Origin of the sequence: Tepidimonas sp., assembly GCF_046292505.1 — a bacterium.
In the GTDB taxonomy this organism is placed as follows: Bacteria; Pseudomonadota; Gammaproteobacteria; order Burkholderiales; family Burkholderiaceae_C; genus Tepidimonas.
In genome coordinates, this window is sequence record NZ_JBKBQX010000002.1 from 152649 (window position 1) to 173539 (window position 20891).

The window sequence follows — 20891 nt, forward strand, 5'->3', positions numbered from 1 at the left end:
ATTGAGAGGAGCGGGCATGAGCACAAGCGACTGGATGCGCGCCTACAACGTGCGTGTGCGCATGTTGGGCGCGATCGCCGTGGTGCTGGCCTTGATGCTGGCGCTGGCCGGGGTGGGGGTGTGGGCCGTGCACCACATGCAGATCGCCCAACACGAGGCCCTGACGCTGGCCTGGGTGGCGGCTGGCAATGGCGGCAACGGTGGCAACGAAGCCTTCGCCCAGCAGATGATCGAACTGACCGAGCACGGCGAGCAGATTCGCGCCCAGGCCTTGTGGGCGTTGGCGGCCGCGCTGGTGGTGGCGATGGCGATCGTCGCGCCGACCACTTGGATGAACATGCGCAGCATCGTGCACCCGGTACACGAGGCGCAGGCGCTGGCGGCGGCCATTGCGCGTGGTGACCTGACCACCCGTGCCGACACGCGCGGCCACGACGAGCTGGCCGAGCTCATGCGCAGCCTGGCGGACATGCAGGCGTCGCTCGTGCGCACCGTGGGCGAAGTGCACGCCACCGCCGAGCGCATGCGGGCCACCGCCGAATCGGTGGCCAGTGGCAGCCAGGACTTGGCCCAGCGCACCGAGCAGACCGCCGAGCACCTGCGCCAGACCGCCACCAGCATCGATGAGCTGACCCGCCACGTGTCCGCCAGCAGCGAGGCGGCGCAGGCCGCCATCGACCTGGCGCGACGCAACGCCGAGGTGGCCGAGCGCGGTGGCGAGGCTGTCGGCCAGGTGGTGGCCACCATGGACGGCATCCAGTCCGCCAGCCGCAAGATTGCCGACATCATCGGCGTCATCGACGGCATTGCCTTCCAGACCAACATCCTGGCGCTCAACGCTGCGGTGGAGGCCGCGCGCGCCGGCCCGCAAGCCGGCTGCTGCCCCGAAACCATTGCCGCCGACTGCGCGCCGCGAGCCGAGTCTGCCCAAGCCGGCAGGTTCGACCCTTGCCGCCCCGGCAGCCAAGGCATCGCCCGCCCCCTCGGCGCGGCCTGCGCCATCACCCGCCCCCGCGCCCAAGCCCGCCGACGACGGCGACTGGGAAACCTTCTGACGGCGGCTGACGGCGCGCGATGACCGAGGACTTCACCGCCACCCTGCCGGGGATGGCCAGCGCTGCCGCCGACGAGGCCGCGCGCGCCGGCCGGCTGTCGGTGGCGGAGCTGCTCGACCATCTGCAGCACGCGCTGGTGGTGCTGGATGGCGAGGGACGGGTCATCGGCTACAACCCCAGCGCGCTGACGCTGCTGGAACTGCCCGAGGACTTGATGGCGCGCGCGCCGCTGATCGACGAGGTGGTGCGCTGGCAGGCCGCGCGAGGGGACCTGAAGGGCGATCCGGAGCATCTGCTGCAGCGCGTCTGGCACCACCTGCGCGCCACGCAGACGAGCGGCCGGCCGCACGTCTACACCTACACCACCGCCAGCGGCCGCACGCTGCAGGGCTCCACCATCGCGCTGCCCGGCGGCGGCTGGGCGCGCGTCTACACCGATGTCTCGCGGCACGCGCAGGCGCTGGCGGCGCTGCGCGACAGCGAGGCGCGCTTCCGCAGCCTGACCGAGCTGTCGGCCGACTGGTACTGGGAGTGGGACACCGAGGGCCGCTACACGCGGCTGGAAGGGCGCGTGGTGCGCGAGCACGACCTCGCGCCGCTGTTCCTTGGGCGGCGGCCTTGGGACGTGCCGGCGTCCAACCGCCCGCGGCCTGAGGGTTGGCGCGCCCTGCTCGATGCGGTCGAGCGGCGCGAGCCGTTTCGCCGCTTCGAGGTGCAGCGCGTGCTGCCGGACGGACGCAGCTACTGGTTTGCCCTGAGTGGCGAGCCGGTGTTCGACGCGCAGGGTGCCTTCGTCGGCTACCGCGGCATCGGCCGCGACGTCACCGCGCGCAAGGAGGCCGAGGCCACCATCGAGCGCCTGGCCTACTACGATGGCCTCACCGGCCTGTGCAACCGGCGCTCGTTCCAGGATCGGGTGGTGCAGGCGCAGGCCAGCAGCGCGCGCAGCGGCCAGTGGGCGGCGCTGTGCTTCATCGACCTGGACAATTTCAAGGACATCAACGACGCCTACGGCCACGCCGCCGGTGATGCGCTGCTGCGCGAGATGGCGCAGCGCCTGCGCGAGGCGGTGCGCGCCGAGGACACGGTCGGACGGCTGGGCGGTGACGAGTTCGTCGTGCTGCTGGAGGATTTGCGCGAGGACGAGGAGCAGGCCGCCTGGCGCGCGCAGCATGTGGCCGAAAAGCTGCGCCAGGCGCTGGAGCGCCCGGCCGTCATCGACGGGCACGATCTGCAGGCCACGCCCAGCATCGGCATCACGCTGTTTCGCGGCCAGAGCGACACGGTGGAGGAGATCCTGGGCCGCGCCGACCTGGCGATGTACCACTCCAAGGCCGCCGGGCGCAACGCGGTGCGCTTCTTCGACCCGGCGATGCAGGCGCGCGTCGTGCAGCGCGCCACGCTGCAGCGCGAGCTGCGCTACGGCTTGCGCGATGGCGAGCTGACGCTGTTCGGTCAGCCGATCGTCGACGTGCGCGAGCAGGTGTGCGGGCACGAGGCGCTGCTGCGCTGGCGCCATCCGGTGCGCGGCATGGTGCCGCCGGCGGAGTTCATCCCCGTGGCCGAGCAGACCGGGCTGATCCTGCCGATCGGCCAGTGGGTGCTGCGCCAGGCCTGCCGCGTGCTGGCGCGCTGGGCCGCCGACCCGGTGCGCGCCGGCTGGACGCTGGCGGTCAACCTGAGCGCGCGCCAGTTGCGCCAGCCCGACTTGGTGGCCAGTGTGCGGCACGCCCTACACGCCGCTGGCGCCGACCCGCGGCGGCTGAAGCTGGAGCTGACCGAAAGCCTGCTGCTGCACGACGTGGAGGACACCATCGCCAAGATGGAGGCGCTGGCGGCACTCGGCATCCAGTTCGCGCTGGACGACTTCGGCACCGGCTACTCGTCGCTGAGCTACCTCAAGCGCCTGCCGCTGACGCAGCTCAAGATCGACCGCAGCTTCGTGCGCGACCTGCTGACCGACCCCAACGACGCAGCCATTGCCCGCACCATCCTGCAGCTGGCGCAGAGCCTGGAGATGGAGGTGGTGGCCGAAGGGGTGGAGACGGCCGAGCAGTTCGAAGTGCTGCGCGCGATGGGCTGCCGGCTGTTCCAGGGCTACCATTTCGGGCGGCCCGCGCCGCTGGAGCCCGCCGACGCCCCATCCGCGGCTGGAGCGCCGCCATCCGCCTGATCCGCGGGCTTGTCCCGCGCCCCATACTCCGTTCCCCGACCCTGCGCCCATGAACGCCCGCCTGCCCGACCCCACCCAGCCCGTGCTCGATGCGCCCGCCACCCGCGCCTGCGTGGACGCGCGCTGGCAGCGCGACATCCTGCCGGCGTTGCAACGCTACATCGAAATTCCGGCCAAGTCGCCGATGTTCGACCCCGACTGGGCCGCGCACGGTCATCTGGAGGCGGTGGTGCGCGACGCCGCCGACTGGGTGGCGCGCCAGCCGGTGCAGGGGCTGACGCAGGAGATCATTCGGCTGCGCCGCCCGGACGGCACGCCCCGCACGCCGGTGCTGCTGATCGAGGTGGCCGCGCGCGCCGGCGCCGACGGCACGCCGGCGCCCGCCAGCGGCCAGACCGTGCTGCTCTACGGTCACCTGGACAAGCAGCCGGAGTTCGCCGGCTGGCGCCCGGGCCTGGGGCCGTGGACCCCGCGCCTGATCGACGACCGTCTCTACGGACGCGGCGGCGCCGACGACGGCTACGCGGTCTATGCCGCGCTGGCTGCCATCGAGGCGCTGCAGGCTGCCGGCCGCGCCCACCCGCGCATCGTGGGCCTGATCGAAACCGGGGAGGAAAGCGGCTCGCCCGACCTGCCGGCCACGCTGGAGGCGCTGCGCGCTCGGCTGGGCGACGTCGGGCTGGTGGTGTGCCTGGACAGCGGCGCCGGCAACTACGACCAGCTGTGGCTGACAACCAGCCTGCGCGGCATGGTCAGCGGCGTGCTGCGCGTGGACATCCTGACCGAAGGCGTGCACTCCGGCGACGCCTCGGGCGTGGTGCCGTCGTCGTTCCGCATCCTGCGCCACGTGCTGGAGCGGCTGGAGGACAGCGCCACCGGCCGCCTGTTGCCGGATGTTTTCCATTGCGAGATTCCGGCCGAGCGCATCGAGCAGGCACGCGCCACCGCGGCGATCCTGGGCGAGGCGGTGTGGCGGCGCTTCCCGTGGGCGCACCACGACTGCGGCGGCAGCACGGCGTTCGCCTTGCCGGTCACGACCGACCCGGTGGAAGCGCTGCTGAACCGTACCTGGCGCCCGACGCTGTCGGTGACCGGCGCGGAGGGGCTGCCGCCGCTGCGCGACGCCGGCAACGTGCTGCGCCCCTACACCGCGTTCAAGCTCAGCCTGCGCCTGCCGCCGCTGGTGGACGCGGCCCAGGCCGTGCAACGCCTCAAGGCACTGCTGGAGGACAACGCGCCGTACCAAGCGCGCGTGACCTTCGAGCCGGAGGGCGCAGCCAACGGCTGGAACGCGCCGGCGAGCGCCCCGTGGTTCGAGCAGGCGCTGCAGGCCGCCAGCCAGGCGCACTTCGGCGCGCCGTGCGCCACGCTCGGCCAGGGCGGCACGATCCCGCTGATGAACATGCTGAGCGAGGGCTTCCCGCGCGCGCAGATGATGGTCTGCGGCGTGCTCGGGCCGCAGAGCAACGCCCACGGCCCGAACGAGTTCCTGCACGTGCCCTACGCCCGCCGCCTGACCGCGGCAGTGGCGGAGGTCATCGCGCGGATGCCCTGACGCTTGCACACCAGGATTGCGCCGGCGCGCAGGTTGGTCGAACGATGCGTATACTACTGGTGGAAGACGAACCCGAACTGGCGCGTTGGCTGACCAAGACCCTAAGTCGTCATGCGGGCATCGTGGTCGATTGGGCCGACGATGGGGTTTTGGCCGACCGCCGCTTAGCCACGGAAGATTTCGATGCCGTGGTGCTCGACTTGGGCTTGCCCGGCCTCGATGGCCATGGCGTCATTGCGCGCATGCGCCAGCGTGACGATCGTACGCCGGTGTTGGTGCTCACTGCACGCGATTCACTCGCCGAGCGCGTGGATACCCTGCACGAAGGCGCGGATGACTTCTTGCCCAAGCCTTTCATGATCGAGGAGCTGCAGGCCCGCCTGCTGGCCCTGGTGCGCCGTGCGCGCGGCAAAGGGCACCCGCGTCTGGCCTGTGGGCCGTTGCAGTTCGACACCGCCAGCCAGCGCTTCACGGTCCGCGGCGAGCCGCTGGCGCTGTCGCCGCGCGAGCATGCGGTGTTGCGCGCCTTGATTCAGCGCAGCGGCGAGCCGTTGAGTAAGCAACAAATCCTGGATCGCGTCTTTGCGGGTGATGCGGACGTCAATCTCGAGGCCATCGAGGTCTATGTGCATCGTTTGCGCCGCAAATTGGCTGGCTCGGGCGTGCAGATCGCGACCCTGCGTGGCTTGGGTTACTGTCTGGAGGCGTCTGATCTGGACGGGCCATGAGGGCTGTGCGCAGTCTCAAATCAGCCCTGCTGTGGTGGTTGCTGCCGGGGCTGGTGCTCAGCATGGGCGCTACGCTGTGGTTTTCCAATCAGCTGTTGCGCGACCAGGTCGATGCCGCTTATGACCGTGCGCTGGCAGGCGCTTTACGGGCCATCGATTTGAACGTCTCTACCGCCAGCGGTGGATTGGCGGTGGAGCAGCCTTTCATGCTGCTGGAGTTTTTCGAGCTGACCACCAACGCACGTGTGTATTTCCGTATCTCCACCGAGGACGGTTTGGCCGAGATCGGCAGCCCCTTTCTGCCATTGCCGCGGCAACCCCTGGTGACGGGACAGCCCCGCTTTTACTACGCGATGCATGAAGACACGCCGGTACGCGTGGCGGCTCTGGCGCGCCCCGCCCAGCCGCCGCTGCCCAGCAATCCCTCGGGGCGCATCATCGTCCAAGTGGCCGAGAGCCTGGGCCCGCGAGAGGTGTTTCTGCAGCAGGTGTTGCGGCGTTCCATCGAACGCGATGTGCTGGGCATCGCCTTGAGCGTGGTGCTGCTGGTCAGCGGCGTGGTGATGACGCTGCGACCGCTGACACGGTTGCGCCAGGAATTGGAGGCGCGGGAGACCGATGACCTCAGTCCCATCGATGATGGCGGGCTGCCCTCCGAAGTTCGACCTCTGGTCGCGGCCGTCAATCGGCACATGACGCGCTATGCCGACATGGCCAGAGCACAGCGCCAATTTCTCGATGATGCATCGCACCAATTGCGCACGTCGCTGAGTGTGCTGCGCACGCAGATCGATTTTGCCTTGCGCGAGTCGGAGCCCGATGAAGTTCGGCGTGCCTTGCTGGCCATGCACGATGGTTTGGATCGCACGGTGCGCATGGCCAACCAGATGCTGGCGTTGGCGCGGGCCCGGGAGGCTTCCCTGGCCGAAAGCGGCCTGGTGCGGGAGCCGGTCGATTTGGCGGAACTGGCCGCAGCAGTAGCGCGTCAGGTGCTGCCGCAGGCGCGGCTCAAGCGGCTGGATCTAGGAGTGGAGCTGCCTGCCGATCCAGTGCAGATTCTCGGCGCGGAGTGGTTGTTGCGCGAGGCGCTGCTCAACCTTTTGGACAATGCCATCCGCTACACCCCTGCGGGGCGCGGGGTGACGGTGCGTGTGACGAGCGATGGCAGGCTGGCGTGTTTGCAGGTCGAAGATCAAGGGCCGGGCATGACCCCTGATGACATCGCGCATGCAGGGGTGCGTTTTCGGCGTGGGCACGCCGGCAAGCGGCAGTCTGGCGCAGGTTTGGGGTTGGCCATCGTGCACACCATTGCGCAGATTCACGCGGCCGAGCTGCGCTTGATGCCCCTTGGGCCGCTGCCGGGTTTGCGTGCCGAGTTGGTGTTTTCCCTAGGTTCGGCGGCACCGATTGAAAGCCGATCGAAAGCCTCCGCTTCGTAGTCTCCAAATGGTCCACCAGTCTGGTCGGTGGACGCTGTCTTTTCAACACCCGAAGGAGACGACCATGCCAGTTTTGGGTTTTCGAAGGTTGTTGGCCGTATGGATGGCCACCGCCACTTGGATGTTGGGTGCTGCAGCGCAGGCAGAACCCGCCCGCCCCGAATGCGTGGCCCCGGCCCAGCCAGGTGGCGGTTTCGACCTGACCTGTCGGCTGGCTCAGACGGCCCTCGCTGACAGCGGCGCGCTCAAGACCCCAATGCGCATCTCCTACATGCCTGGTGGCGTGGGCGCCGTGGCCTACAACAACATCATTACCCAGCGCCCAGGTGAAGCTGGCACCATCGTGGCTTTCTCGGGCGGCTCGCTGCTGAACCTGGCCCAGGGCAAGTTCGGCAAATACAGCGTGGACGATGTGCGCTGGCTGGCCGCCGTAGGTGCCGACTACGGCGTGGCGATGGTGCGCGAAGACTCGCCCTACAAAGACCTCAAGGGTCTGATGGCCGCCCTCAAGGAAGATCCCACCAAGATCGTGTTGGGCGGGGGCGGCTCCGTGGGCAGCCAGGACTGGATGAAGGCCGCCCTCACGGCCAAGGCTGCGGGCGTGGACTACAAGCGCATGCGCTACGTGGCCTTCGAAGGCGGTGGCGAAGTGCTCACCGCCTTGCGCGGCGGACACATCCAGGTCCAGATGGGCGATGCCTCGGAGGCCGCCCAAGCCCTCGAAAGCGGGGCCCCTGTGCGCGTGCTCGCGGTATATAGCAAGACGCGCCTGCCCGGACGTCTGTCAAGCGTTCCCACGGCCATCGAGCAGGGCTTCGAGATCGACTGGCCCATCATCCGCGGCTTCTACGTCGGGCCGAAGGTGTCAGAGGCCGACTACCAGTGGTGGGTGAGTGCCTTCGGCAAAGCCATGTCGGCACCGGGCTTTGCCGCACTCCAGCAGCAGCGCGGTCTTTTTCCCTTCAACTTGGTGGGGGCCGAGCTCGACCGCTTCGTGAAGGAGCGCACCAAAGCCTACGGTGAACTGGTCGCCGCCTTCGGCTTGGTCAAGTAAACCGCCCCACCTGACGCCGAGCCCGCCCGCGCGGGATCGGCGCGCGTCCCCTGTCGTCTCGGGAGCCTTTCATGACCCTCAATGACCGTGTGCTGGGCGTCTTCGCCCTGCTGTTTGCCGCCTTGCTCGCGTGGCAGGGCTGGGGCCTGGAAGCCCCATTCTCGTATGAACCTGTGGGCCCGCGCGCCTTTCCGCTGCTGCTGGCCGGGGTGATCACGCTGTGCGGGCTGTGGCTGATGGTTCGCGGGTGTGAACAGGCCGAGCCGAACCCTCCGGGCGCCAACGTGCGCATCGCTTGGATGGTGGTCCTGGTCGCTGCGTACGCCCTTATCTTCGCCAGTCTGGGCTTCATCGTGGCCACGGCCTTGATGGCGAGCTTCGTCGGGCGACTGTTCGGCGGGCGCTGGCGCGACTGCCTCCTGGGGGGACTTGGCTTGGGCGTGGGGCTCTACCTGCTGTTTGACAAAGTCTTCGATGTCGTCCTGCCCATGGGTCTTCTCGCCTTTGGAGGCTGACATGGATGTCTTTCAACACCTTGGCCTCGGCTTCAGCGTGGCCTTTTCGCCGGTCAACCTGCTGGTGGCCGCCATCGGCGCTTTCCTGGGCACCATCGTCGGTGTGTTGCCAGGCCTCGGGCCCATCAACGGCGTGGCTATGCTCGTGCCCATCGCATTCGCGATGAACCTGCCGCCCGAGACTGCCCTCATTTTGCTTGCCGCGGTTTATGTGGGCGCGGAATACGGTGGGCGCATAACCTCTATCCTGATCAACGTGCCTGGTGAGGCTGCTGCCGTCATGACCACGTTGGACGGATATCCGTTGGCCCGTCAGGGCCTGGCCAGCGTCGCATTGTCGCTGTCGGCTTGGGCTTCATTTGTTGGTTCCAGCGTGGCCATTATGGGCATTGCCGCCTTCGCACCGCTGGTGGCGAAATGGGCGCTGGCCTTCGGCCCAGCGGAGTATTTCGTGCTGATGATCTTCGCCTTTTGCGCCTTGAGCAGCCTCCTGGGCGAAAAACCTGTCAAAGGGGTGCTGGCTGCCGCGATCGGCCTGGCGATTGCCAGCGTGGGTGTGGATTCCAACTCGGGCGTCTACCGCTACACCTTCGACCTGCCCGAACTCGCCGACGGTATTGACTTCGTCGTGGTGGTGATCGGCTTGTTTGCCATCGCCGAGATGCTGCAGATGCTGGAGAACCTGCTGACCGGCCAGAAGATCGAGGTGCCGCCGAGCGCGCGCAAGCTCTTCAACTTCAAAGAACTGCGCTTCACCTGGTGGACGATCATCCGTTCCTCCCTGATGGGATTCGGCATCGGCGTGCTGCCCGGCGCTGGTGCCAGCGTGGCCTCGGCTGTGGCGTATGCCAACGAGAAGCGCTTACACGAAGGCAAGGACCCCGACGCGAAGTTCGGCAAGGGCGACCTGCGCGGACTGGCCGCGCCCGAGGCGGCGAACAACAGCGCGGCCACCGGTTCTTTCATTCCCATGCTTACACTGGGGGTACCCGGCTCGGGCACCACGGCGGTGATGATGGGGGCACTGACGCTTTACAACATCACACCCGGCCCGGTACTCTTCGACGCCCAGCCCGCCCTCGTGTGGGGCCTGATCGCCTCGCTCCTCATCGCCAACGTGATGCTCTTCGTGATGAACGTACCCATGGTGCGGGTCTTCGCGTCGATGTTGGCGATTCCTGGCTGGTTGCTGGTTCCAGGCATTCTGGCGGTCAGCTTCATCGGGGTGTACGCGCTCAGTTCCAGCACCTTCGACCTGCTGCTCATGGTGGGTATCGGTGTGATCGGCTACTTCCTGCGCAAGATGGGCATGCCCATGGCACCCATGGTGCTGGGTGTGGTGCTGGGCAACTTGATGGAGCAGAACCTGCGCCGCGCGCTGTCGATTACCAATGGCGAGCCGCACATCCTGTGGTCCAGCCCGGTGACGGTGTGTCTGTGGATCTTGGCGGTTGCTGTGCTGGTGGTGCCACCCGTTCTGCGGCAGCGCCGCGCACGCCAAGTGGGCCGAGCTTGACACCAGAGGCGGACTGACTCCTGCAGGCTTACGCCGATACCGCGGTTACCTTGGCCTTGGCCAGCCAAGCCGGCGGCGGGCATGGCCTGGAGGGAGTTTTCCAACAGGCTATCGCGGTGAAACCGGCGCTGCCGCGCCACGGTTGCGCTGCCGCCACGCCAGCGCCAGCAGCGCCAGGCCCATCAGCGCCACCGGCACCGTGGAGCCGAGGTTGAGCCACCACCAGCCCTGCGTCGTCACCAGCGCGCCGGAGGCGAACGACGTCAGCGCCATCGTCGCAAAGACGCCGAAGTTGATCGCCGCCTGGGCGCGGTCCTTCTCCTGCGGACGGTAGGCCTGCATCGCCAGCGTCGTGCTGCCGGTGAACAGGAAGTTCCAGCCGACGCCGAGCAGGAACAGCGCCACCAGGAACTGGTGCAGGTCCTGCCCCGACAGCGCGATGGCGATGCAGGCGGCGTTGAGCAGCACGCCCACGCCCATGATGCGCAGCACGCCGAAGCGCTGGATCAAGTGCCCGGTGACGAAGCCCGGCGCGAACATGCCGATCACGTGCCACTCCAGCACCAGCGCCGCGTCCGAAAACGGCAGGCCGCAGGTCTGCATCGCCAGCGGGGTGGCCGCCATCAGCAGGTTCATCACGCCGTAGCCCAGCGCCGCGCCCAGCGCCGCCACCGCAAAGCGCGGCTCGCGCAGCAGCTCGGGCACGCTGCGCCCGCCCGCGGTCTGGCCGGCGGGGCGCGGCGGCTCGGCCGGAAAGCGGATGCCGGCCATCACCGCCATGCCCAGCAACGCCACCACGGCCAGTGCCAGGTAGGCACCGAGGAACGGCGTGCCGAGCACGTCGCGCGTGTGGTTGGCCAGATTCGGCCCGACGATGGCGCCGATCAGCCCGCCGGCCAGCACCAGCGAGACGGCCTTTTCGCGCTGCGACGGCGCGGCCAGCTCCCCGGCGGCGAAGCGGTAGAGCTGCCCATTGGCGCTGTAGTAGCCGGCCACCACCGTGGCCGTTACCAGCAGCGCGAAGTTGCCGAGCCACAGCGCCAGCGCCGCCAGCAGGGCGGAGACGAACGCCACCGCGAGGCCGAGCTGGAACGCCACCTGCCGCCCCCAGCGCGCCTGCGAACGCGCCACCAGCCCGGTGGACAGCGCGCCGCCCACCACGTAGCCCATCACCGGCAGCGTGGCCATCCAGCCGACCGGCGCCAGGCGCAGGCCCACCAGCCCGTTGATCGCGATGAAGACGACGTTGTTGGTCAGGAACAGGCCTTGGGCGATGGCCAACAGCCACAAATTGCGGTTCATGGGCATTGGTTATAACCGATACCCGCCCGGGTTGTGGGGGGCGCGCGCGACTTCCTACAATCGGTGCATTCCCCCGCTGACGCCGCCCCGTCGGACGGCTTCTTTCCTCATTCCGTCAGAGGGCCAACTATGGTTCCCCACCTCGTCACCGCGCTGACCGGCCCCATCAACGAGCTGGAGCAGCGCATCCTCGAATCCACCCCGGTCATCGAGCGCTGGTTCCGCTTGGAGTGGATGGAGCACACGCCGCCGTTCTATACCTCGGTGGACATCCGCAACGCCGGCTTCAAGCTCGCGCCGGTGGACACCAACCTGTTCCCCGGCGGGTGGAACAACCTCACGCCCGAGATGGTGCCGCTCGCGGTACAGGCCGCCATGGCTGCGATCGAAAAGATCTGCCCCGAGGCCAAAAACCTGCTGCTCGTCCCCGAGAACCACACGCGCAACCTGTTCTACCTGATGAACGTGGCGCAGTTGCAGCGCATCTTTTACTCGGCCGGGCTCAATGTGCGGTTGGGCTCGCTCAACCCCGAGATCCAGGCCCCCACCACCATCGATTTGCCCAACGGCGAGCAGGTCACGCTCGAGCCCCTGATTCGCGAAGGGCGCCGCCTTGGCCTCAAGCATTTCGATCCGTGCACCATCCTGCTCAACAATGACCTCTCCGCGGGCGTGCCCGGCATCCTGGAAGACCTGCACGAGCAATACCTGCTGCCCCCGCTGCACGCCGGCTGGCATGTGCGGCGCAAGAGCAACCACTTCCGCGCCTACGAGGAGGTGGCCAAGCGCTTTGGCAAACTGCTGGGCATGGACCCCTGGCTGATCAACCCCATGTTCGCCCACTGCGGCCAGATCAATTTTGCCGAGGGGACCGGCTTCGAGTGCCTGCAAGGCAACGTCGATGCGCTGCTGGCCAAAATTCGCCGCAAGTACAAGGAGTACGGCATCCAGGAGCGCCCGTTCGTCGTCGTCAAGGCCGACAACGGCACCTACGGCATGGGCGTCATGATGGTGCGCGACGCGGCCGAGTTGGCCAACCTCAACCGCCGCACCAAGAACAAGATGAACGTCATCAAGGACGGCCAGCAGGTCAGCGACGTCATCATCCAGGAAGGCGTGATGACGCATGAGCGCATCAACGAGGCCGTGGCCGAGCCGGTGGTCTACATGATGGACCGCTATGTGGTGGGGGGCTTTTACCGCGTGCACGCCGAGCGCGGCGTCGATGAAAACCTCAACGCCCCTGGGGCGAGCTTCGTGCCGCTGGCCTTCGAGAAAAGCGCCCTGCAACCGCAGCCCGGCACCCGACCGGGGGCGAGTGTGCCCAACCGCTTCTACATGTACGGCGTGGTGGCCCGGCTGGCCATGCTGGCCGCCGCCTACGAACTGGAAGCCACCGACCCCGAGGCCGAGCCCGATGTCTGACACACCCACCGCACCGGGTGGCCTGGGCCGCGTGCTGGTGGTGGCCGACCCGCTGCACACCTTCGCCACCTACAAGGACAGCACCTTCGCGATGATGCGCGAGCTGGCGCGCCGTGGCGTGGCGCTGTGCGCCTGCGAGCCGCAGCACCTGCAGTGGCGCAGCGGCGAGCCGGTGACGGCGCTGGTGCGCGAAGTGGAGCTGACCGGGGCGGCCGACGACTGGTTCCGTGTCTGCCGGCAAGGCCGCGAGCCGTTGCACGCCTTCGATGCCGTGCTGATGCGCAAGGATCCCCCGTTCGACGCCGAGTATTTCTACGCCACGCACCTGCTGCAGCAGGCCGAGCGCGAAGGCGCGCGCGTCTTCAACCGCCCGGCGGCGCTGCGGGACCACCCGGAGAAGCTCGCGCTGATGGAGTTCGCCGATTGGGCGCCACCGACGCTGGTGACGCGCTCGGCCGAGGCGATCCGCGCCTTCCACGCCGAGCACCGCGACATCATCCTCAAGCCCCTGGACGGCATGGGCGGGCGTGGGATCTTTCGCGTCGGCCCGGACGGGCTCAACCTCGGCGCCGTGGTCGAGACGTTGACGCAACACGGCCACACGACGATCATGGTGCAGCGCTACCTGCCCGCCATCGCGCAGGGTGACAAGCGCGTGCTGGTGATCGGTGGCGAGCCGGTGCCGTACGCGCTGGCGCGCATCCCGCAGGGCGGCGAGGTGCGCGGCAACCTGGCCGCGGGCGGGCGGGGCGTCGCGCAGCCGCTGACGGACGCCGACCGGGCCATCGCGCGCGCGCTGGGCCCGCGGCTGGCCGCGCGCGGGCTGCTGCTGGTGGGGCTGGACATCATCGGCGAGCACCTGACCGAGGTCAACGTCACCAGCCCGACCTGCTTTCAGGAGATCATGCAGCAGACCGGCTACGACGTCGCGGCGCGCTTCGTCGATGCGCTGCAGGCGGCGCTGGCCGGTGCCGGGGCGGAGGACGGGGCGTGAGCGCGCAGCCGTGGCGGCTGGCGTTCCTGGTGGTGCTGGGCGGGGTGACGCTGCTGTCGCTGCTGCCGCCGCGGCACCTGCCCGACGTTGCCTTCGACGTCTGGGACAAGGCGCAGCATGCGCTGGCCTACGCCGGCCTGGCGCTGCTGGCGCGCCTGGGCTGGCCGCGTGCGCCGTGGCCGGCGCTGGCGGCCGCGCTGCTCGCCCACGGCGCCGTCATCGAGCTGGCCCAGCACGCCAGCGGCTGGCGCCAGGGCGACCCGCTCGACTGGCTGGCCGACGCGGTGGGCGTGGCGGCGGCTCTGGCCGTGCTCAGTGCCCGCCGCCGGCGCGCGACCACAGGTTGAGCACCAGCACCCCGGCGATGATCAACGCCATGCCGAACAGGCCGACGGCATCGATGCGCTGGCCGTACAGCCACCACGCCGCCAGCGTGATCAGCACGATGCCCAGCCCCGACCACACCGCGTAGGTGACGCCCACCGGAATGTGGCGCAGCACCAGCGACAGGCAGTAGAACGACAACCCGTAGCCGGCCACCACCACCAGCGATGGCAGCGGGCGCGTGAAGCCGTCGCTGGCCTTCAGCGCCGTCGTGCCGACGACTTCCGCGACGATCGCCAGGGCCAGCAGCAGCCAGGGGTTCATGGATTCACACTCCGGGGATCACAGCTTTTCGGTCTCGCCAGACTTGGGCTGCCACTTCAAAAGCTGCCGCTCGATGCGGCCGACCAGTCCGTCCAGCACCAGCGCAAAGGCCGTCAGCACCAGGATGCCGGCCATCACCGTGTTGATGTCGAACACGCCTTCGGCCTGCAGGATCAGGTAGCCCACGCCCTGGCTGGAGCCGAGGTATTCGCCCACCACCGCGCCGACGAAGGCCAGCCCGACCGAGGTGTGCAGCGAGCTGAACACCCAGCTCGTGGCGCTGGGCAGGTAGACGTGGCGCAGCAGCTGCCTGGGGCTGGCCCCGAGCATGCGCGCATTGGCCAGCACCACCGGACTGACCTCCTTGACGCCTTGGTAGACGTTGAAGAAGACGATGAAGAACACCAGGGTGACGCCCAGCGCCACCTTGGAGCCGATGCCGAGCCCGAACCAGACCGAGAAGATCGGCGCCAGGATGATGCGCGGCATGGAGTTCAGCGCCTTGATGTAGGGCTCCAGGATGGCCGAGGCCATCGGCGACAGCGCCAGCCACAGCCCGGCCGCCAGTCCCGTCACCGAGCCGATGCCAAACGCCAGCAGCGTCTCGGCCAGCGTCACGCCCAGGTGGCGGTAGATGTCGGCGTCGGTCACGAACCAGACCCAGATGCGCTGCAGCACCTTGAGCGGTTCGCCGAAGAAGAACGCGGCCTGCCGGTCGTTGTCGAACAGGAAGGGCGGGATCAGCCCCGGCTGCGTCAGCACATGCCACAGCAGGAACAGCGCGGCCAGCAAGCCCAGTTGCCACAGCCGCAGGTTGCCCGGTCGGGGTTTGATCAGTTGCCACATAACGGGGGTTGGGGTGGGGTGCGCTCAGGCGGCGCGGCGCAGTTGCTGTTGGTAGCCCTTGAGCACCTCCTCACGCAGCACGCCCCAGATGGCGGCGTGCAGCTCCAGGAAGCGCGGGGTCATCTTCACCTCGGCGACGTCGCGCGGGCGCGGGATGTCGATGGCGAACTCGCCGATCGGGCGCGAGGCGGGCCCGGCGCTCATCACCACCACCCGGTCGCTCATCGCGATGGCCTCGTCCAGGTCGTGCGTGATGAACAGCACCGCCTTGCGCTTGGCCTGCCACAGCGCCAGCACTTCGTTTTCCATCAACTGCCGGGTCTGGATGTCCAGCGCCGAGAACGGCTCGTCCATCAGGATGATGTCGGGGTCGAGCACCAGCACCTGCGCCAGACTGGCGCGCTTGCGCATGCCGCCGCTCATCTGGTGCGGGTAGCGGTCGCCGAAGGCCCCCAGGCCCACGCGGCGCAGCCACTCCTCGGCCAGCACCCGCGCCTCGGCGGGCGGCGTACCGTGGAACTCCAGCCCCGCCATCACATTGCCCAGCGCCGTGCGCCAGGGCATCAGGCTCTCGGCCTGGAACATGTAGCCCGCGCGCGCATTCAGGCCCGTGAGCGGCTGGCCAAAAATGCGCACCGTGCCCCGGCTGGGCGCCAGCAGCCCTGCGGCGACGTTGAGCAGCGTGCTCTTGCCGCAGCCGGTGGGGCCGACGACGCTGACGAACTCCCCGGCCCCCACCGTCAGCGAGACGTGCTCGACTGCCGTGTAGCGCTGGCCCGGGGCGTCCTTGCTGATGAAGGTGCAGGCGATGTCCTGCAACTCGATCGCCGGCGTCGTCACCGTCAGCCTTTCGGATATTTGGCGTTGGCCTGCTGCACGAAGGCGTTGGTGTAGGTGGCGGCCAGGTCCAGCTTGGCCGCGGCCAGTTTGTCGTCGACGCTGGCCAGTGCGCGGAAGGCGGTTTCCGGGCCCTTGGCCGGGATCATGCCGTCTGGCGACAGCGCGGGCTTGGACGCCAGAAAGCCGTCGATGTAGACCGCGCGGTCGCCCAGCAGATAGCTCTCGGGCACCACCTTGATGATGTCGCCCGGGCCGGCCTGCTGGATCCATTTGTTGGCGCGCACCATGGCGTTGGTCAGCGCCTGCACCGTGTTGGGGTGCCGCTCCACGAACGGTACCGGCGCGTACAGGCAGCCGGCCGGCATCGGGCCGCCAAAGACGCGCTCGGCCTCGGCTGGCTTGCGCGTGTCAACGACGACGCGCAGGTCGCCCGAGCGCTGCAGCAGCGTGATGACCGGGTCGAGGTTGCTGATGGCGTCGATCTGGCCCGAGCGCATGGCGGCCACCGCGCCGTTGCTCGCCCCTACGCCGATCACGCTGACGTCGCTGGGCTTGAGCCCGGCCTTGGCCAGCACGAAATTGAGCATGATGTTGGTGGAGCTGCCCGGGGCGGTGACGCCGATCTTCTTGCCCTTGAGGTCGGCCACCGTCTTGAAGTTGGGCAGGGTCTTGGGGTTGACGCCCAGCACGATCTGCGGCGCCAGCCCCTGCAGCACGAAGGCGCGCATTGGCTGGCCCTTGGCCTGCATGTTGACCGTGTGCTCGAACGCGCCGGAGACGACGTCGGCGCTGCCGCCGACCACGGCCTGCAGCGCGCGCGCGCCGCCCGCGAAATCGACGATGCTGACGTCCAGCCCCTCGGCCTTGAAATAGCCCAGTTGTTCCGCGACGGTCAGCGGCAGGTAATAGAACAGGTTCTTGCCGCCGACGGCGATGGTGACCTTGGTCTTTTCCAAGGCCTGGGCGCGCGCCCAGGGGGCGGCGGTGGTGGCGGTCAGGGCCGCGGCGGCGGCCAGCCATTGGCGTCGTTGCATCGTGTGTCTCCTCGTCGCATCGTGGGTGATGGTCAGCGGACAATGTAGCGCAAAAGCGCCCGGCCTCGATGGCCGGCCGGTGCCACCGGGCAGTGGCGCGTGGCTCAGCCGGCCCGCACGGCGGTCAGTGCGCCCAGAACCGCGATCGCCAGGCCGTTGAGTGCCAGCCCCGCGCGCGCCATCGCCCCGGCGCCGACGACCCCCGCGCCATAGACGATGGCGTTGGGCGGCGTGGCCACCGGCAGCATGAAGGCGCACGAGGCCGCCAGCGCCACCGATGCGGCCATCGCCGCTGCCGGCAGACCCAGCTCGGCGCTGAGCGTGAGCACGATCGGCACCAGCAGCGCGGCGCTGGCGGTGTTGCTGACCAGCTCGGTCAGGAAGATCACGAACGCGATCAGCGCCAGCCCGATCAGCCACGGGGACCAGGCGTGCAGGTGCGCCAGCAGCGCCTGCACCAGCCAGGCGGTGGCGCCGGTGCGCGCCATCACCTCGCCCAGCGCCAGCCCGCCGCCGAACAGCAGCAGCACGCCCCACTGGGCGTGGCGCTCCAGCGCCTCGAAGCGCAGCGCGCCGCTGCCCACCAGCGCCACGATCGCGGCCAGCGCCACTAGCGCGTCGGCGTCGCCGGCGATGCCAAGCCGCCGCAGCAGCGGCGCGCCGACCACCCAGCCCAGCGCCGTCAGCGCGAAGATGACCGCCGTCAGCACGCGCGCCCGGGTCCAGACGAACGGCGCCTCGGCGTCGGCGTCCGGGGCCGGTGCGGTGACGGCGGGGCCGCCGTCCGCCGCGCAGGGGGCTCTCCCCGGGCGGTGGAACGCCGGACGCAGCAGCAGCGCGAGCGCCAGCCCCATCAGCGGCCACAGCAGCAGCGCGGCCGGCAGCCCGTAGGCCAGCCACGCCGCAAAGTCCAGCCCCGCCTGCGCAGCGGCGATCGCGTTCGGCGGGCTGCCGACCAGCGTGGCCATGCCGCCGATGCTGGCGCTGTAGGCCACGCCCAGCAGCACGAAGGCCGCGGTGCGCGTCGCGGCCATGTCGCCGGGTGTGCTCGGCGCGGGCGGACGCGCCACCCCGTCGCCAGGGACGGCCGGTACCGCGGGCCACCAGCCGCCGCGCTGCAGCAGGCCGATGGCCAGCGGCAGCATCATCGCCGTGGTGGCGGTGTTGCTCAGCCACATCGACAGCAGCGCCGTGGTGCCCCACAGGCCCAGCACCGCGGGCCACGGCCGCCCGCGCGCCAGCCGCAGCAGCTGCCGCGCCAGCGCCCGATCCAGCCCGTGCTGCGTCAGCGCCGCCGCCAGCGCGAAGCCGCCCAGGAACAAAAAGATCACCGGCTGCGCGAACGCCGCCAGCGCCTCGCGCAGCGGCAGCAGGCCCATGCCCACCGCCAGCAGCGGCACCAGCAGCGCCGTCACGCTCAGGTGCAGCGCCTGCGTCAGCCACAGCAGGCCGATGGCCGCAAACAGCGCCAGCCCGCCGCGTGCGGCGGCCGGGGCGTCCACGCCCGCGTGCACCGCCAGCGCCGCCACGGTGGCGGCCGCCAGACCCACGGCGGCGCGCCTCGTCATCGCCGCCCCTCCGGGCGGTGGGGCGGGCGCAGCGCCCGCGCGCTCAGCAGCGCCAGCGCGCACACCGCCGCCAGCAGCCAGAACGTGTCGGCGAAGGCCGCCAGCCGCGCAGGCGCCGCGGCAGCCAGCGCCGCCGCGTCGGCCGTCGCCCCTGGCCCCCCCGGGCCCATCGCGGTCACCCCGTGGGCCGCCAGCCGCCATTCCAGCAACACCCCGCAGACGCTCACCCCGGCCGCGCCCCCCAGCATGCGCAGCAGGTTGATGGCGCTGGAGCCGTGCGGCAGCTGCGCGGCCGGCAGGCCCCGCATCGCCCCCAGATTGAGCGACGGCAGCACGAACCCCAGCCCGACGCGCCCGAGCACCGCCAGCGCCACCAGCAGTCCGAGCGGTGCGCCGGCCGGCACGAGCGCGAAGGCAACGAACGACAGCGTCAGCAGCGCCAACCCCACGGTGACCAGCCGGTGCGCCGGCTGACGGTCGGCCAGCCGCCCGACGACGGCGATGGTCAGCGCCAGCACCAGCCCGGCCGGCAGCAGCAGCGCACCCACCCACGACGCCGACAGCCCCAGCCCGAGCTGCAGGTAGACCGGAAACAGGTAGGTGGAGCCAAACAGCGCCGCGCCGTAGATCAGCGACACCACGCTGCCGGCGGCGAACGCCCGCTGGCCGAAGACGCCCAGGTGCATCAGCGGCTCGGGCCGGCCCCGGCGCGCGCGCCGCTGCTGCCACGTGACGAAGGCCGCCAGCAGCACGCCGGCCAGCGCCAGCAGCGCCGCCGCGTGCCCGGGCGGGCCGGCGTGCAGCGCGCTCAGGCCCAGCAGCAGCGCCAGTGTGGCCGCCGCTGCCAGTGCCAGCCCCGCCACGTCCGGCGCCAGCCCGGGGCGGGCCGGCACGCCGCCCGGTGCCGTCACCGGCACGTAGCGCCGCGCCAGCGCCCACGACACCAGCCCGAACGGCACCACGAGAAAGAAGATCGCCCGCCAGCCCCAGGCGTCCACCAGCAGGCCGCCGAGGCTCGGCCCCAGCGCCGGGGCCAGCACCACGCCCATGCCGAACAGGCCGCTGGCGCGGCCCTGCTCGTCGGGCCCGAAGGCGCGCAGGATGACGATGGCCGGGATCGGCTGCACGATGCCGGCGGCCACCCCTTCGGCCAGCCGCGCCGCCAGCACCAGCGCATAGTGGTCGGCCACGCCGCCCAGCACGCCGCCGGCGATCAGCGCCGCCATGCACAGCACGTAGGTGCGCCGAAAGCCAAAGCGCGCCAGCATCCACGGCGTCGTCAGCATCGCCACCACGGAGGCGGCCATGAAGCCGGAGGTGACCCACTGCGCCGCGTCCTGCCCCAGACCGAAGTGGTGGCTCAGGTCCGGGATGGCGACGTTGACCACGGTGGAGGACACCAGCGCCGCCATCGCGCCCAGCATCACCGACAGCAGCAGCCGCCAGCGGTAGCGCGGCCCGTAGCGCGCCTGCAGCGCCTGCAGGCTGCCAGGCGTGGCGGGGGCAGGGGCGGCCGGGGCGGACATGGCGGCATGGTAGCCGCTTCTACAATGCCGACATGAACTTTGTCGACATGCTGCTGCGCGCCGAGGCGCGCCACCGCTCGCGCCTGTGCGTCGGGCTGGACCCGGACCCGGCGCGCCTGCCCGGCCGCTGGCGCGGCCGCGTGGAGCACCTGTACGACTTCTGCGCCGCCATCGTGGATGCCACGGCCGACCTGGTGTGCGCCTACAAGCCGCAGATCGCCTACTTCGCCGCGCACGGGGCGGAGGCGCAACTGGAGCGGCTGCTGGCGCACATCCGCGTGGCTGCGCCCGAGGTGCCGATCATCCTGGACGCCAAGCGCGGCGACATCGGCAGCACCGCCGAGCAGTACGCCAAGGAGGCGTTCGAGCGCTACGGGGCCGATGCGGTGACGCTGTCACCGTTCATGGGCTTCGATTCGGTCGAGCCCTACCTGCGCTACCCCGGCAAGGGGGTGTTCCTGCTGTGCCGCACCAGCAACCCCGGCGGCGACGACCTGCAGGCGCGCCGGCTGGCCGACGTGCCGGGCCAGCCCCTTCTGTACGAGCACATCGCGGCGCTGGCGCAGGGGCCGTGGAACCGCCATGGCCAGATGGGGCTGGTGGTGGGCGCCACCTACCCGCAGGAGATCGAGCGCGTGCGCTCGATCGCGCCCACCGTGCCGTTGCTGATTCC

The 20891-nt window shown here is 69.9% G+C and carries 19 protein-coding genes; 12 read left to right on the top strand and 7 right to left on the bottom strand.

Annotation, left to right across the window (positions count from 1 at the left end; genetic code table 11):
• The first annotated feature begins 16 nt into the window (after positions 1 to 16).
• The 8 genes from ACK4TH_RS02235 to ACK4TH_RS02270 all read left to right on the top strand — a co-directional run bounded on the left by ACK4TH_RS02235 (position 17) and on the right by ACK4TH_RS02270 (position 10035).
• Complete coding sequence (locus tag ACK4TH_RS02235) at positions 17 to 1078, top strand: methyl-accepting chemotaxis protein (protein ID WP_409622043.1); 1062 nt, start codon at positions 17 to 19, stop codon at positions 1076 to 1078.
• Entirely contained in the window at positions 1075 to 3228 is a 2154-nt protein-coding gene (locus ACK4TH_RS02240) for a putative bifunctional diguanylate cyclase/phosphodiesterase (RefSeq protein WP_409622046.1), read from the top strand. Before ACK4TH_RS02235 ends, ACK4TH_RS02240 begins: the two co-directional genes overlap by 4 nt.
• Positions 3229 to 3277: 49 nt before the next feature.
• Positions 3278 to 4783 carry a M20/M25/M40 family metallo-hydrolase gene (locus ACK4TH_RS02245; RefSeq protein ID WP_409622048.1) on the top strand — a complete coding sequence of 502 codons (1506 nt, stop codon included), beginning with the start codon at positions 3278 to 3280 and terminating at the stop codon, positions 4781 to 4783.
• 44 nt (positions 4784 to 4827) lie between these two features.
• Positions 4828 to 5511 carry a response regulator gene (locus ACK4TH_RS02250; RefSeq protein WP_409622051.1) on the top strand — a complete coding sequence of 228 codons (684 nt, stop codon included), beginning with the start codon at positions 4828 to 4830 and terminating at the stop codon, positions 5509 to 5511.
• On the top strand, positions 5508 to 6950 hold the full coding sequence (locus tag ACK4TH_RS02255; protein WP_409622054.1) for a sensor histidine kinase N-terminal domain-containing protein: 1443 nt from the start codon (positions 5508 to 5510) through the stop codon (positions 6948 to 6950). The genes ACK4TH_RS02250 and ACK4TH_RS02255 overlap by 4 nt, the downstream gene beginning before the upstream one ends.
• A gap of 64 nt (positions 6951 to 7014) precedes the next feature.
• Positions 7015 to 8004: a Bug family tripartite tricarboxylate transporter substrate binding protein gene (locus ACK4TH_RS02260; protein WP_409622057.1), complete on the top strand. Its 990-nt coding sequence runs from the start codon at positions 7015 to 7017 to the stop codon at positions 8002 to 8004.
• A gap of 71 nt (positions 8005 to 8075) precedes the next feature.
• On the top strand, positions 8076 to 8519 hold the full coding sequence (locus tag ACK4TH_RS02265; RefSeq protein ID WP_409622059.1) for a tripartite tricarboxylate transporter TctB family protein: 444 nt from the start codon (positions 8076 to 8078) through the stop codon (positions 8517 to 8519).
• 1 nt (position 8520) lies between these two features.
• Positions 8521 to 10035 carry a tripartite tricarboxylate transporter permease gene (locus ACK4TH_RS02270; RefSeq protein WP_409622062.1) on the top strand — a complete coding sequence of 505 codons (1515 nt, stop codon included), beginning with the start codon at positions 8521 to 8523 and terminating at the stop codon, positions 10033 to 10035.
• A 108-nt stretch (positions 10036 to 10143) separates the two neighbouring features.
• On the opposite strand, the gene ACK4TH_RS02275 is transcribed toward ACK4TH_RS02270, so the two are convergent.
• Positions 10144 to 11337, bottom strand: coding sequence for an MFS transporter (locus tag ACK4TH_RS02275; RefSeq protein ID WP_409622065.1), 1194 nt, complete (start codon positions 11335 to 11337; stop codon positions 10144 to 10146).
• Positions 11338 to 11466: 129 nt separating this feature from the next.
• Here ACK4TH_RS02275 and gshA point away from each other — a divergent pair, with 129 nt between their 5' ends.
• Genes gshA through ACK4TH_RS02290 form a run of 3 tightly spaced genes read left to right on the top strand, consistent with a single transcriptional unit; the run spans position 11467 to position 14103 of the window.
• Complete coding sequence (gene gshA / locus ACK4TH_RS02280) at positions 11467 to 12762, top strand: glutamate--cysteine ligase (protein WP_409622068.1); 1296 nt, start codon at positions 11467 to 11469, stop codon at positions 12760 to 12762.
• Positions 12755 to 13756: a glutathione synthase gene (gene gshB / locus ACK4TH_RS02285; protein WP_409622071.1), complete on the top strand. Its 1002-nt coding sequence runs from the start codon at positions 12755 to 12757 to the stop codon at positions 13754 to 13756. The genes gshA and gshB overlap by 8 nt, the downstream gene beginning before the upstream one ends.
• Positions 13753 to 14103 (top strand): VanZ family protein, encoded by a 351-nt coding sequence (locus ACK4TH_RS02290; protein ID WP_409622074.1) that lies wholly within the window; start codon positions 13753 to 13755, stop codon positions 14101 to 14103. Before gshB ends, ACK4TH_RS02290 begins: the two co-directional genes overlap by 4 nt.
• On the opposite strand, the gene ACK4TH_RS02295 is transcribed toward ACK4TH_RS02290, so the two are convergent.
• From ACK4TH_RS02295 to ACK4TH_RS02320, 6 genes are all read right to left on the bottom strand, one after another.
• Complete coding sequence (locus ACK4TH_RS02295) at positions 14069 to 14404, bottom strand: DMT family transporter (RefSeq protein ID WP_409622077.1); 336 nt, start codon at positions 14402 to 14404, stop codon at positions 14069 to 14071. The genes ACK4TH_RS02290 and ACK4TH_RS02295 overlap by 35 nt on opposite strands.
• 18 nt (positions 14405 to 14422) lie before the next feature.
• Positions 14423 to 15250 carry an ABC transporter permease gene (locus ACK4TH_RS02300; protein WP_409622080.1) on the bottom strand — a complete coding sequence of 276 codons (828 nt, stop codon included), beginning with the start codon at positions 15248 to 15250 and terminating at the stop codon, positions 14423 to 14425.
• A gap of 24 nt (positions 15251 to 15274) precedes the next feature.
• A complete protein-coding gene (locus tag ACK4TH_RS02305; RefSeq protein WP_409622083.1) occupies positions 15275 to 16090 on the bottom strand; it encodes an ABC transporter ATP-binding protein in 816 nt (271 codons plus the stop codon).
• 2 nt (positions 16091 to 16092) lie between these two features.
• Positions 16093 to 17124 carry an ABC transporter substrate-binding protein gene (locus ACK4TH_RS02310; RefSeq protein WP_409622086.1) on the bottom strand — a complete coding sequence of 344 codons (1032 nt, stop codon included), beginning with the start codon at positions 17122 to 17124 and terminating at the stop codon, positions 16093 to 16095.
• 104 nt (positions 17125 to 17228) lie between these two features.
• Entirely contained in the window at positions 17229 to 18692 is a 1464-nt protein-coding gene (locus tag ACK4TH_RS02315) for an SLC13 family permease (protein ID WP_409622089.1), read from the bottom strand.
• On the bottom strand, positions 18689 to 20218 hold the full coding sequence (locus ACK4TH_RS02320) for an MFS transporter (RefSeq protein ID WP_409622092.1): 1530 nt from the start codon (positions 20216 to 20218) through the stop codon (positions 18689 to 18691). Before ACK4TH_RS02320 ends, ACK4TH_RS02315 begins: the two co-directional genes overlap by 4 nt.
• Before the next feature lie 32 nt (positions 20219 to 20250).
• Between ACK4TH_RS02320 and pyrF the strand changes: the two genes are divergently transcribed.
• Positions 20251 to 20891 (top strand): orotidine-5'-phosphate decarboxylase (gene pyrF / locus ACK4TH_RS02325; RefSeq protein WP_409622095.1); only part of this gene is annotated, 641 nt, incomplete at its 3' end.